The sequence below is a fragment of the Streptomyces prunicolor NBRC 13075 genome (genome assembly GCF_000367365.1).
GTDB classification, from domain to species: domain Bacteria; phylum Actinomycetota; class Actinomycetes; order Streptomycetales; family Streptomycetaceae; genus Streptomyces; species Streptomyces prunicolor.
This window is the reverse complement of sequence record NZ_BARF01000110.1, coordinates 43,986-57,204: the sequence shown is the minus strand read 5'-3', so window position 1 is coordinate 57,204 and position 13,219 is coordinate 43,986. Positions and strand designations below refer to the sequence as shown.

At 70.4% G+C, this 13,219-nt stretch carries 9 protein-coding genes; 4 read left to right on the top strand and 5 right to left on the bottom strand.

Going from position 1 to position 13,219, the window contains the following annotated elements:
• Positions 1–2: 2 nt before the first annotated feature.
• On the bottom strand, positions 3–1,016 hold the full coding sequence (locus tag SPR02S_RS45990) for a hydroxyacid dehydrogenase (RefSeq protein ID WP_026151487.1): 1,014 nt from the start codon (positions 1,014–1,016) through the stop codon (positions 3–5).
• A gap of 260 nt (positions 1,017–1,276) precedes the next feature.
• Here SPR02S_RS45990 and SPR02S_RS45985 point away from each other — a divergent pair, with 260 nt between their 5' ends.
• Positions 1,277–2,887, top strand: coding sequence for a carboxylesterase/lipase family protein (locus SPR02S_RS45985; RefSeq protein WP_019063813.1), 1,611 nt, complete (start codon positions 1,277–1,279; stop codon positions 2,885–2,887).
• Between the two features lie 179 nt (positions 2,888–3,066).
• Positions 3,067–4,122 carry a LacI family DNA-binding transcriptional regulator gene (locus SPR02S_RS45980; protein ID WP_019063812.1) on the top strand — a complete coding sequence of 352 codons (1,056 nt, stop codon included), beginning with the start codon at positions 3,067–3,069 and terminating at the stop codon, positions 4,120–4,122.
• Here SPR02S_RS45980 and mmuM read toward each other — a convergent pair.
• Positions 4,112–5,053 (bottom strand): homocysteine S-methyltransferase, encoded by a 942-nt coding sequence (gene mmuM, locus SPR02S_RS45975; RefSeq protein ID WP_019063811.1) that lies wholly within the window; start codon positions 5,051–5,053, stop codon positions 4,112–4,114. The genes SPR02S_RS45980 and mmuM overlap by 11 nt on opposite strands.
• A gap of 67 nt (positions 5,054–5,120) precedes the next feature.
• On the opposite strand from mmuM, the gene SPR02S_RS45970 reads away from it, so the two are divergent.
• Complete coding sequence (locus SPR02S_RS45970) at positions 5,121–6,227, top strand: hypothetical protein (RefSeq protein ID WP_019063810.1); 1,107 nt, start codon at positions 5,121–5,123, stop codon at positions 6,225–6,227.
• Between the two features lie 115 nt (positions 6,228–6,342).
• Here SPR02S_RS45970 and SPR02S_RS45965 read toward each other — a convergent pair whose 3' ends face one another.
• Positions 6,343–8,445 (bottom strand): hypothetical protein, encoded by a 2,103-nt coding sequence (locus SPR02S_RS45965; protein WP_019063809.1) that lies wholly within the window; start codon positions 8,443–8,445, stop codon positions 6,343–6,345.
• A 160-nt stretch (positions 8,446–8,605) separates the two neighbouring features.
• On the opposite strand from SPR02S_RS45965, the gene SPR02S_RS45960 reads away from it, so the two are divergent.
• Positions 8,606–10,018, top strand: coding sequence for an RICIN domain-containing protein (locus tag SPR02S_RS45960; protein ID WP_026151486.1), 1,413 nt, complete (start codon positions 8,606–8,608; stop codon positions 10,016–10,018).
• A 125-nt stretch (positions 10,019–10,143) separates the two neighbouring features.
• Here SPR02S_RS45960 and SPR02S_RS45955 read toward each other — a convergent pair whose 3' ends face one another.
• Positions 10,144–11,376 (bottom strand): RNA-guided endonuclease InsQ/TnpB family protein, encoded by a 1,233-nt coding sequence (locus SPR02S_RS45955; protein ID WP_026151485.1) that lies wholly within the window; start codon positions 11,374–11,376, stop codon positions 10,144–10,146.
• A gap of 84 nt (positions 11,377–11,460) precedes the next feature.
• Positions 11,461–13,140 carry a rhamnogalacturonan lyase B N-terminal domain-containing protein gene (locus SPR02S_RS45950; RefSeq protein WP_019063806.1) on the bottom strand — a complete coding sequence of 560 codons (1,680 nt, stop codon included), beginning with the start codon at positions 13,138–13,140 and terminating at the stop codon, positions 11,461–11,463.
• Positions 13,141–13,219 lie beyond the last annotated feature (79 nt).

Sequence of the window (13,219 nt, the reverse complement as noted above, 5' to 3'; positions counted from 1 at the left end):
GATCAGGCGACACGGGCCAGGTCCGCGTGCCGTACCTCGTGGGCCGGTGGCAGGCCCGCGGCCAGCCGCTCCAGCTCGTCGACGACGATGCCGCCGAGCCGCGCCAGCTCGTTGCCGAGGGAGCCCGCGATGTGGGGGGTGAGGAAGACGTTCGGCAGCTTGTACAGGGGAGATGTGGGGGGCAGTGGCTCGGGTTCGGTGACGTCGAGGATCGCGGTCAGGCGGCCGGACAACAGTTCGTCGGTCAGGGCCTCGTGGTCGATCAGGGCGCCCCGGGAGGTGTTGATCAGCACCCCGCCGTCCCGGATGAGGGCGAGCCGTCCGCGGTCCAGCATGTGCTGCGTCTCGGGGATGTCGGGGGCGTGCAGGCTGACGATGTCGCTGCCGCTCAACAGGTGGTCCAGCGGCAGGAGTTCGGCCCCGAGCGCGGCGGCCTCGGTGACGCTGACGTAGGGGTCGTGCAGGAGGACCTCGAAGTCGTACGGCCGCAGCAGTTCGAGGAGTCTGCGGCCCACCCGGGAGGCGCCGATGACGCCGATGCGGCGGCCGAGGTTGCCGATCGGCGCGGTCTCGGCGGGTGTCGGGTACGCGTGCGTGTGCCGGAAGCGTTCCCGCTGGGCGAAGGTGTCCTTCCCGGCGAGCAGGATCATCGCGAGGGTGTACTCGGCGACCGGGAGCGCGTTGCCGGTGACCGCGCTGGAGACGGTCACCCCGCGTTCCCACAGGGCCTCGCCGACCAGCGAACGGACGGAGCCCGCCGCGTGCAGCACGGTGCGCAGCCGGGGTGCCGCCGCCAGCGCGTCGGCGTCGAGGTGCGGGCAGCCCCAGCCGGTGATCAGGACCTCGGCCTCGGCCAGGGCGCGGGCGGCCTGGGGGTCGGCGAAGTCCTGTACGACGAGCCCCGGGTCGATCTCGGCCGTCTGCCGGAGCCGTGCCATCAGGGGGGAGGGGAAGAGCAGGGGCAGGTGCACCGGATCCATGGCGAACATGGCCCTCGGCGGCTGGGCGCTGGGCATGACCCTCCAGTACGGAGTGGGAAACGTTTTCTGAAAACGTCTTCTACCGTAGATCTGCTGTGGAGCGGGGGTCAATCGGTGAGAGGGGACCCCGGGCGCGGAAATATTTCGATCGGTTCCCGACCCGAACGGACGTAGTACGCCCCCGGGTGCACCGTCATGACCCGTCCAGCCGCGCTCGTCCGCCGGAATAGCTGGGCTCGGTGTGATGCTCTGATGAGCAGCATGGTTCACGAGCGTGGTGAGGAGCTGGTGGGCGGATGACGGCGACGACGACGCAGACGGCGGAGCAGATGGACCCCGTGGTGGGCACCCCCCACGGGGCGGTACGCGGCCGGTACGAGAACGGGATCGCGGTCTTCCGGGGCATCCCCTACGCGGCCCCTCCCATCGGCCCCCGGCGGTTCCGCCCGCCCGTCCCGCCCGAGCCCTGGACCGGAGTGCGCGACGCGCTCGCCTTCGGCCCGACCGCGCCGAAACCGCCGTACTCCGAAGCCTTCGCCAAACTGCTCTCCGACCCCGCCCTGCCCGGCGACGACTGCCTCAACCTCAACGTATGGACCCCGGAACCCGGCCCGGGCGCCCGGCTGCCCGTGATGGTCTGGCTGCACGGCGGCGCGCTCACCCGGGGCTCGTCGGCCGTCCCGGTCTACGACGGACACGCCTTCGCCCGCGACGGAGTCGTGTTCGTCTCGCTCAACTACCGCCTGGGCGTAGAAGGTTACGGACTCTTCCCGGACGCCCCCGCCAACCCCGGCCTGCGCGACCAGCTCGCCGCGCTGCGCTGGGTGCACGAGTCGATCGCGGAGTTCGGTGGCGACCCCGACCGGATCACCCTCTTCGGCCAGTCCGCCGGCGCGATCAGCATCGGCGCGCTGCTCGCCGCCCCGCAGGCCCAGGGGCTGGTACACCGGGCCATCCTCCAGAGCGGGCCCCCGGAGGCCTTCGACCGCGACAAGGTACGGCGGATGGTGCGCCGGATGGCGACCCGGCTGAAGATCCCCGCCACCGCCGAGGCCTTCGCCGCCGTCGACCGCGAACTCCTGCTGCGCACCCAGGCCGACGTGGGCAGACTCAGCAGCCCGGTGCTCGGCGGACCCACGTTCGGGATCGTCATCGACGGCGACCTCGTGCCCCGCGATCCGCTGGAGGCCCTCGTCGCCGGTGACGCGGCCCGGGGCGTCGACCTGATGCTCGGCTGGACCCGCGACGAGTACCGGCTGTGGCTGGTCCCCGGCGGGCTGCACGAGCGCGTCGACCGGCTCGGCGCGGTCGCCCTGGCCGGTGCGATGGCCCGCTGCCACTGCGGAGTCGAGGTCCCGCGCGGCTACCGCGCCCTGCACCCCGGCGCCGGCACCGCCGAGACCGTCGGCCAGCTCGTCACCGACCACCTCCTCCGCTACCCCCTGCACCGCCTCGCCGACGCCCGCCCCGGCACCTCCCACGTCTACGAGTTCGCCTGGCCCTCCAACCTCCCCGACCTCGGCTCCTGCCACGCCCTCGAACTCGGCTTCGTCTTCGACACGGGCGACATCCCCGAGGCCGCCAAACTCGCGGGCCAGGGCGCACCCCAGGAACTCGCCGACGCCATGCACGGGGCGTGGGTGCGATTCGCCGTGGACGGCGACCCCGGGTGGCAGGCCTGGGACGACACCCACCCGGTACGCATCTTCGGCGAGGGCGAGCCGTACGTCGCACACGGGCCGCGCGACCCCGAGTTCGCCCTGTGGGCGGCCGACGCCGTGGCGAAGGCGAAGGAAGCGGCGATTCCGGCCGAAGGCGCGCCGCCGGTGCGGAGCGCCACCGAACTGCGGTCGGTCGTAAGGCGGTTGCGGCGCACGGGGACGGGGGATGTGCGGCGGTCGTCGTGAGGGGGCGGATACGGCGTGGAAACCGGTTGCCCAACGCCGGTCGCCGGCAACTGCCTTGCTGACGTAGGCGAATTGGCCGACGCACGCCCCTCCTCCCGGCCTTCACCCACTGCTACTCTCCGCTCAGGGAACCGGTTGCCGGAGTGTTGCCACAGGCCGGGGAGGGGCGAGGCGGGTACATGACCAGGAAGAGCCAGGACGCGAACGGGAGCACCATCCGGGACGTGGCGGCCCGCGCCGGGGTGTCCGCGTCCACGGTGTCGCGGGTGCTCGGCGGCGACTACCCGGTGAGCACGGCGACCCGCACCCGCGTGCTGCGGGCCGTACGCGAACTGGACTACGTCGCCGACGCCCGCGCCAAGGCCGTGGCGGGCGTCGGGACGCCGACCCTCGCGTTCGTCCTGGAGGACATCACGGGACCGTCGTTCGCGCTGATGGCACACGGCGTGGAGCGCGAGGCGACCCGGCTCGGCCACCTCTGCCTGGTATGCAGCACCGAGGGCGACGTCCAGCGCGAACTGGACTTCATCGAGACCATGCGCGCCCAGCGCACCGCCGCCGTGATCCTCGTCGGCGGCACCGCCGACACCCCCGAGTACCGCGAGCGCACCCGCCGTATCGCCGACTCACTGGCCTCAGCGGGCTCGCGGCTCGTGCTCTGCGGTCGGCCGCCGCTCGGCCCGGGCGCACCCGTCACGGTCATCGAGTACGACAACGAGGGTGGCGCCTACGCCCTCGTCGCGCACGTCCTGGCCCAGGGCCACCAGCGCATCCTGTTCCTCGGCGGCAAGCCGCACCATGCGACCGCGCAGGGCCGTGAACGCGGTTACCTCGCCGCGCACCGCGCCCGCGGCCTCGACCCGGACCCGGAACTCCTCCTCCACGGCGACTTCACCCGCGACTCGGGCCACCGCCTGATGCGCCTCGCCCTGAGCCGGAAACTGGAGTTCACGGCGGTGGTCGCCGCCACCGACATGGTCGCCGCGGGCGCGCTCACCGCGCTGCACGAGGCGGGCCTGGACGTCCCCGGCGACGTCTCCCTCGCCGGCTACGACGACATCCCGTTCGCCCGCGACCTCTACCCCGCCCTGACCACGGTCCACGTCCCCTACGAGGAGCTGGGCCGCCTCGCCGTACGCACCGCCCTGGGCCGCACCGCGGAATCCCCGGACGAGCACCTGTTGCTGGGCACGCATGTGGTGGTGCGGGACTCGATCGCGGCGGTCACTTCCTGAGTCGGGAACCCGGCTCGAGTGTCCGCGCGATCGACGTGATCGCCTCCGGCCCCACCCGGCAGCACCCCCCGATCAGCCGTGCGCCGGACGCCTGCCAGCCCTCGACCTGTTCGGCGGTGAAGGTGGAACGGCCCGTCCACGCACGGGCGTTGGCGTCCCAGGTCTCGCCGCTGTTGGGGTAGACGACGACCGGCTTGCCGGTCACGCGGGCCGCGATCCCGACCGCGCCCTCGACGTCCTCGGGCGCACAGCAGTTGACGCCGACCGCGATGATCTCGTCCGCGTCGGCGGCCAGGGCGAACGCCTCCTCCAGCGGCTGCCCGGCACGGGTGCGATCACCGGCGATCGAGTACGACAGCCAGGCGGGCGTCCGCAGTCCGCGCACCGCCCGCAGCAGCGCCTCGGCCTCATCGGCGTCCGGGATCGTCTCGAAGGCCAGCACGTCCGGCCCGACGAAGTCCAGCACCTCCAGGCGGGGCCGGTGGAAGGCCTCCAGCTCGGCCACGCTCAGCCCGTACCGGCCCCGGTACTCGGAGCCGTCCGCGAGCATCGCGCCGTACGGCCCGACCGAGGCCGCCACGTAGAACGGCCGCTCGATGCCCCGCCCTCCCGCGTCCACCGCCGCATCGATGGCCAACTCCACGCTCTCTGCCATGAGTTGGGCTGCCCGGTCGTGCTTGATCCCGCGCTTCGCGAAGCCCTCGAAGGTGGCCTGGTAGCTGGCGGTGATCGCCACGTCGGCGCCCGCCTCGTAGTACGCGAGGTGCGCCTCGGCGATCGCCTCGGGCCGGTCCGCGAGCAGCCGCGCCGACCACAGCTCGTCGCTCAGGTCGTGCCCGGCGGCCCCGAGCTGGTTGGACAGACCGCCGTCGAGGACGAGCGTCCCGGCGGCGAGCGCGTCGGCGAGGAGGGGAGCGGTGTCGCTGGTCATGTCTCGACGCTAGTCGATACGGCCGTACCCGGCGGTCCCCGTCCGGCTGGTGAAAGGATCGCCCACCATGGGGAACATCACGGAAGCCGAAGCGCGGGACGTCCTGGGCCACTCCACCGGACCGGTCTCCGCGACACCGCTCACCCACAACCCCAAGAACGGCGTCACCGCGGGCGTCTGGACCGTCACCGCGGGCGACCGTACGGCCGTCCTCAAGGTCCTCACCCGCAGCAAGCCGGCCACCGGCCGCTGGGCCGCTTCCGACGACCCCCGGCACTGGAACTACTGGCTGCGCGAGGCGCAGGTCTACGACTCCGGGCTCGCGCAGACCTGGCAGCCGTACGGCATCCGCGCGCCCCGGCTGCTCGCCCGGGTCGAACGAGCCGACGGGGACGTGGCGTTGTGGCTGGAGCACGTGCGCGGCGAGCCGGGCACCGCCTGGCCGCTCGCCCGCCACATCGAACACGCCCGCCGCCTCGGCGCCGCGCAAGGAGCCGCACCCGTCCCCGACGAACCCTGGCTCTCGCACCGCTTCCTGCGCCAGTACGTCGGCAGCAACACACTCGGCGAGGAACTCCTCGACGACGACGCGGCCTGGCAACAGCCCCTGGTCCGCGACCACTTCCCCGCCGGACTGCGCCAGGACATGGTCCGGCTGCACCACGACCGCGAGTGGTTCCTGGACGTCATGGAGGCCCTGCCGCGCGCCTTCAGCCACCTCGACCAGTGGCCCGCCAACGTCCGTACGCAGGACCGGGACAGCGTCCTCTTCGACTGGGCCTTCGCCGGCGACGGCGCCCTCGGAGAGGACCTCGGCAACTACCTCCCCGACTCCGTCTTCGACCTGTTCGTCCCGGCCGCCGACCTGCCCGGCTACGCGGCGCGGGCCTACGACGCGTATCTGCACGGCCTCCGGGAGTCGGGCAGCCGGGTCGACGAACGGCTCGTACGGCTCGGGCTGTGCGCGTCCGTCGTGAAGTACGACTGGCTCACCGCCGCGATGCTTTCCCGCGCGGGCGAGGAGCAGCGGGACTACGGCGGTGAGCGCGCCGTCTCCGCGGAACTCCGGTACCGGGAGCGGGGGTTGGCCCTCGCGTTCCTCGCCGGGTGGGCCGCTGAGGCGCGTGTGCTGGCCTCGCAGTTGGGGTTCCCGGAGGCGCCGAGTGGCCGCTAGGCGCTCTGCTGGTTGTGCCGCGATGTGCAGTCGTTTTGCTGCCAGCGCCGTCGTGGCTGGTCGCGCAGTTCCCCGCGCCCCTGAAGGGGCGCTGCCCAGCCGCCCCTGCTCAGTCCTACGCCGCGTGCCTCCCGCCCCCGCGCCTGCCGGCGCCCCGCGTGCGCTTGGTTGCCGGGATCAGCAGGCCGCCGAGCAGGCCGAGTCCGAGGGCGTAGGGCCACCAGCCGAAGCCGTCGCTGCGGGCGGTGTTCGTCGTGCGGGCCTCGGCGAGCGTCGTCCCCGGCGAGGATGTGGGATGGGTGCTGGGGGAGGGGGTGGTCGCGGTGACGGCGGTCAGGACGACGTCGTTGCCGTCGCCGCCCCGGTAGCTGATGCGGTACGTCGTGTCGGCGAGCTTCAGCTTGGTGCCCTCGCGAAGTCCCTTGAACGCGCCCGTCGTTGAGCCCTTACCCGTGTGGTCGAGGATCGTGACGGTCCGCGCGGGGTGCGTCCCGGCGGCCGAGAGGTCCAGGTCGCCCGCCAGCCCGACCTTGCCCGCGACCTTCAACGGCTTGGCGCCCAGGACCAGTTCACCCTTCGCGCTCTGCGTGTAGTTGCCGGTCACGGTGAGCCCGGTGGTCACCAGGCTGTCGTTCGTCACCGAACCCTTCACCGTGCCCAGACCGGTCAGTTCCGTCGACACCCGCAGGCCCGCCGTCCCCACGTCCAGCCGCGCGCCCGCCGAGGTGAGCCGGATCGCCTTGCTGTGGGCGAGAGTTGCCCCGGATCTCAGCGCCAGCGTGCCCTTGGAGACCGTCGTCGTCCCGGTGTACGTCACCGCCGTGCCCGTCAGTGTCGTTGTGGCGGCGCCGGACTGGACCAGGGACCCCTTGCCGCCGAGGCGCGACAGATTCGTGGGAAGTGACACGTTCCGCAGGACAAGGGTCCCGTCGTCGACGATCCGACGCCCCTCCGTGCCGGTCAGCAGTCCACCGTCGCCGCCCGACTTCCCGGACCCCAGTCGCAGCACCGCCCCCTTCTCCACGGTCGTCGACCCGTCGTAGTACTGCGGCGCCGCGAAGGTCACGTCATTCCCGCGCGTCCCGGCGATCACGATGTCCCCGGCACCGGGCGCGGCCAGCGTGTCGTGGTACCTGCCGCCGCCGATCGGCGCACCCAGGGTGACCGGACCGTCGTAGTCGAAGGTCAGCCGGGACCGGACCCCGCTCGCCGCGTGGAGGTTGATGTAGACGGTGTCCTTGGTGCCCGGCATGAAGATCTGGTGGGTGGTGCCGTCGCCCCACTGGACGTTCGCGCCCTCGATGTTGGTGCCGCGCTTGTTCAACTGGTGGGCGATGGCACGCCAGTTGAGGTTCGAGTCGCTGAGGGACGGGTTCGTGTCGCCACCCTGGTCGCTGTAGCTGTACTGGCCCGTGAGGACGACCTTGCTGCCCGGCCGGGAGTGGACGTTGACGTCGCTGCCGTACTCGCGCTGATAGAAGTTCTGGCGCAGGGTGATCGTCTGGTACAGCGGGGTGTCGATGATCCAGGAGCCCTGGTTGAGGATCGCGCGGGCGTTGGGGAGCGCGACCGGGTACTCGGGGCGGCCGACCGCCATGCCGGTGCCGTTGTCGATCACCCCTGAGAACGGGTGAGTTCCGGCGAGGTCGAGCGTGCCCCACATGTTGCGGGGCTGCGTGACCAGGCCCGAACCGCTGATCGTGCCGATGTTGAAGGTGCGGGTCAGGGAGAGGCGCAGGGCGCCGTCGACGCGGACGTTCAGCTCGTTGAGCTGATACCCGGGTGTGCTGTAGGGGAAGTGGCCGATGAGGCCGGTCCCACCACCCGTGCCGTACTGGAGAGTTGTGCCGCTCGCGACCGTGATCGCGGGCGGGTCCGGGTTGCTGACGGTGGTGTACGGGTGGTTGCCGCCCTGGGTGGTCACCTTCTGCCGCTGCCGGGCCGCCGGGAGGGTGAAGTCGCTGTCCTTGGTGAGGATCAGCGTGCCGCCGCCGCGCACGGTGAGCGTGCCCTGGCCGCGGAACACCCCGTTGTACGTCGTCGTCCCGGACGGCACGGTGACCACCGTGTCGCCGGTGAGCGTGACGTCCCGGTTCGCGAGGACGTCGGCGGTCGCGTCACGGGCGCCGGCGGCCGAGGCGGGAGGCGCGCCGACCAGGAGGGCGACGGTCGCGAGGGCGCCTACGGCGGCTGAGGTCTTGCGGGTTTGGCTGCGCACATCACTGGAGACGTGCGTCGGCGGCGGCGATAACAGAAATCTCGCGTCCATCTTTGTCACGCGCGACCCGTTGACCTTCCCGTAACACACCCATACCTTTTCGGCGTTCGTAATGACAGATGCCGTACGAAATCTCGAACTCCCCTCCGAGAGGCGTCAGATGAGACGTGTGTACGCAATCCTCGTCGCCCTGTGCTGTGTGCTCGCCGCCGCTCTGGCGACCGCGGGACCGGCCCAGGCCGCGGCGCAGACCATCACCAACGGCACGCAGTTCACGGACACTTCGGGCAACGCCGTGCACGCGCACGGCGGCGGGGTGATCAAGGTCGGCAGCTACTACTACTGGTTCGGCGAGGACCGCAACGCCGACAACACCTTCAAGTACGTGGACGCGTACCGCTCCACCGACCTGAAGAACTGGGAGTTCCGCAACCACGTCCTGACCCAGTCCAGCGCCTCCGAGTTGGGCACCGCCTACATCGAGCGGCCGAAGGTCGTCTACAACGCGTCCACCGGCAAGTTCGTGATGTGGATGCACAAGGAGAACGGCGTCGACTACAGCGAGGCCAAGGCCGCCGTCGCCGTCTCCTCGACCGTGGACGGCAGTTACACCTACCAGGGCAGCTTCCAGCCGCTCGGCGACAACATGTCGCGGGACATCACGACGTTCGTCGACACCGACGGCACCGCCTACATGGTCTCCGCCGCCAACGAGAACTACGACCTGCACATCTACAAGCTCACCGCCGACTACACCGCCATCGACAGCCTGGTCGCCAACCCGTGGGTGGGCGGACACCGCGAGGCACCGGCCCTCTTCAAGCGCAACGGCGTCTACTTCATGCTGACTTCGGGCGCGACCGGCTGGAGCGCCAACCAGCAGCAGTACGCCACCGCGACCAGCATCACCGGCCCGTGGACGGCGTTCACCAACGTCGGCGACTCGACCGCGTACAACTCGCAGACCGCCTACGTCCTCCCGATCACCGGGACTTCGGGCACCTCGTACCTCTACATGGGCGACCGCTGGGGCAACTCCTTCGGCGGCACCGTCAACGACTCCCGTTACGTGTGGCTGCCGTTGACCTTCCCGACCACCACCTCGATGTCCATGGCGTCCTGGTACCCGGAGGTGTCGATCGACACGGCCGCCGGCACGATCAGCGGCACGAGCGCGACGTACAACACGCTCATCGCCCGCAACAGCGCCAAGTGCGCTGACGTGGCCAACCAGTCGCTGTGGCAGGGCATCGCGATCAGCCAGTACACCTGCAACAGCGGCACCAACCAGAAGTGGTGGTTCAAGGACCTCGGTACCGGCTACTACGAACTCATGGGCCGGGGCAGCTCGTTGTGTCTCCAGGAGAACTCGACCAACGTCACCCAGGAGAACTGCACCGGCGCCACCACCCAGCAGTGGAGCCTGACCACGTCCGGCAGCTACGTCCTCGTCAAGGCCGCAACGAGCGGCGAGTGCCTGGACGTGTCGGGCGCGTCCACCGCCAACTCCGCCGCGATCATCACCTACACGTGCAGCGGGGCTACCAACCAGCAGTGGACGCGCGGTAGTTGAGCACACGGTTACCGGACCGGATTCCAACCGTCCGTGCCCGCCACCGCCAGGTACTTCTGGGCCGTTTGACTTGCTCTCGCTGCTGAGACAGGGAGATTCTGGCCTTCCGGTCCGGTGCTCTGCCGCTACGCGGCACGGGCTCCGGGCCGGATTCCGTGGCTTCCTGCTTCTTCGCGCTGTGCCGGAACCGATGGTTCTGGTCTTACCTGCGCTCGACAGGCTGTCACCGCCAGTCCGGCGGCCTGTTTGACGTTTTTCGCGGCATTGTGGTCGCGGTCGTGGACGGTGCCGCACGCGCTGCACGTCCAGGTGCGTACATGGAGGGGTTTGGGGCCGTCCTTGACGCCGCAGGCCGAACACACCTGGCTGGTCGGCTCGAACCGGCCGATCTTCACGAGGGTGCGCCCGTAGCGCTGTGCCTTGTACTCCAGCATTGCCAGGAAGGAGGCCCATCCCGCGTCGTGGACCGCCTTGCCGAGCTGAGTGCGCGCGAGGCCCTTGACCTCCAGGTCCTCCACACCGATCCCTTGGTTTTCGCGGATCAGCTTGGTGGAGAGCTGGTGGTGGAACTCGCGGCGGGCGTCGGCCACCTGCGCGTGCGCCCGGGCAACCTTGAGGCGGGCCTTCTCCCGGTTTCTGCTGCCTTTCTGTTTGCGGGACAGCTCCCGCTGGGCCTTCTTCAGCTTCTTCTCCGCCCGGCGCAGAAACCGCGGGCTGTCGATCTTCGTACCATCGGACAGGACCGCGAAGTGGGTCAGTCCCAGGTCGATGCCGACGCTGGGCAGGTCGTCGGCCTCCGGCATCCGCGCCAGGTCGGCGTCCGGGTTGGTTTCGATCACGAAGGAGGCGAAGTACCGGCCCGCCGCGTCCCGGATGACGGTCACGCTGGAGGGGACCGACGGCAGGGTACGTGACCAGCGCACCTTCACCTCGCCGACCTTCGGCAGGAGTAGCCGCCCCGCTTCGGTGATCTTCCAGCGGGCGTTCGCGGTGAACCTGATCGCCTGCCGGGCGTCCCGCTTCGACTTGTAACGCGGCGCCCCCACCCGTGCCCCTTGCCGGGCGCCTTTGAGGGAGGCGAAGAAGTTGGTGTAGGCGCGCTCGACGTCCCGCAGCGCCTGCTGCAACACCACCGCCGACACCTCGGACAGCCAGGTCCGCCCCGGCGTGGACTTCGCCTCGGTGATCAGTGTCTTCGACAGCACGGCGGCTCCCGGATACGGGGCGCCCTCCCGCCGGGCCCGCTCCCGGGCCGCGACCGCGTCGTTGTACACCACCCGCGCACACCCGAACGCCCGGGCCAGCGCAGCGCGCTGGCCCGGACCCGGGTCGAGACGGAAGGCATACCGAAGCTGCATGATCCGGACGCTAACACCCACCACCGACACTCCGAGCCCGATCGGTTGAACCCGGATCTGCCGTAACGATTCGGCGTGCCGCCTCTACGCCAGCAGATCGATCGCGTCGACCGACGTACCGGCACTCAGGAACGACGTCGTCCCCGAGCCGCTCGCCACATAGATCTTCAGCGTGTTGTACGCGCTCGCGTCCGTCAGCCAGGCGGACGCGGGCACGCTGTACGTGAACGTGTTGTTGTTGCCCCGGTACGAACCCACGGTCAGCGACCGGGTGCTCGGCTGGGTCGGCGGCGAGGGGACGGCCGAGGTCCAGGCGTCGTTGACGACGATCTGCAGCCGGCCGTTCGCGTACGCCGTCGTCACCCCGATGCGCAGCGTGTGCGCGGCGGCGAGCTGAGCCGCCGTCAGCTTGAAGTACACGATGATGCCGCTGTTGACGTCCTTCCAGAGGTAACAGGGGAACGCCGAGGTCTCCGTGCCGCTGCCGACGACGACGTTGCCGGTCCAGGACGCGGCTCGTACGTCCGACGGGTGCGCGTACGTCATCAGGTCGGCGTTCTTGAACCCGCTCGGCGAACCGTCCCAGTTGCCGATCCGCCAGATCGCGCTCGCGTTGGACGGGTCGTTGGAGGACGGGATCGCGATGCTGTTCAGCGTCGTCGTCCCGCCCGCCGTGACCGCCACCGACCCGGTGTAGACGGCGAGTTCACCCTTGAAGACGGTCAACGTGTAGGTCCCCGGCAGGACTCCGGCGATGGAGAAGTAGCCGTCCGAGGCCCGCGCCGAACCCCAGTACTGGGCAGCCGAGTTGGCGAGCCCGACCGTGTACGCGTACGCCGTGTCGCGCCCGGTGATGCCCACGCCCGCGACCCGGCCCCGCGAACTAGCCGCCGTGTACCCGGAGATGCCGAGCGAATCGGCCCACGCGGTGGTCAGGTTGGCGTGATACAGGGACGAGGAGGGCGCGCCGCCGTCCGTGAGCGCGATGACGTACGGCCCCTGGAGACCGAAGCGCTGCGCCTCCGTCTGGTTCTCGCCGTAGTACAGGATCTCGTACAACCCGCCGCCGTCCGCGCTCTGATGACGCAGCAGCGAGCGGTAGAACGGGCCGCCGGACGCCTTCTCATGGTTGCTGCGGACGACCCACAGGCCGACGCTGCCGGTGGTCCAGCCGACGTAGTCGTAGTCGATGACCCGCTTCTTCGCGTAGTGCTTGGAGCGGGTCTGGCCGTCGGACTTCTCGAAGACGTCGGCGGACTCGATGGTGGTCGGCGCGTAAGTGTAGGAATCCGGCTCGTCGTTGAGGAACAGGCCGGCCTTCACGCGCACGATGTAGCGGGTCGCGCTGACCGAGGTGTCGGCCTTGTTGGTCCACAGGTAGACGTTGTTCTCGCCGCTGCGGGCCGCGTAGTAGTGCTTCAGCGTGCCGTACGCGACGGAGATCAGGATCGTCGTGCCGGACTGCGCGATCGTCACGGTGGAGGTGCCGAGGCCGGACTCGACGTGCGAGTTCTTGCCGCCGTAGCCCTGGTACTCGGTGCCCTTGTAGGCCAGCGAGGTCAGATCGCCGTTCGTCTTGCTGACCTTGAAGACCAGGCTCGCGCCGGTGTCGACGACGTAGTTCGAGCCGTCGTCGGTGTAGCCGAAGCTCGCGGCGGACGCGGTCTCGGCGAGCGGCCCGGCGAGCGCCGCCGAACCGGCCGTGGCCGCTGCGCCGAGGACGAAGGTGCGGCGGCGAACCGGTCTGTTCACAGAGCCGGACATGGGGGTGCCTCCTTCGGGAGGGTGGGGGTGCGGGTGCTTTGGAGGGTGGCAGTTGAATCGATTTCGCGAAAGGGCTTTC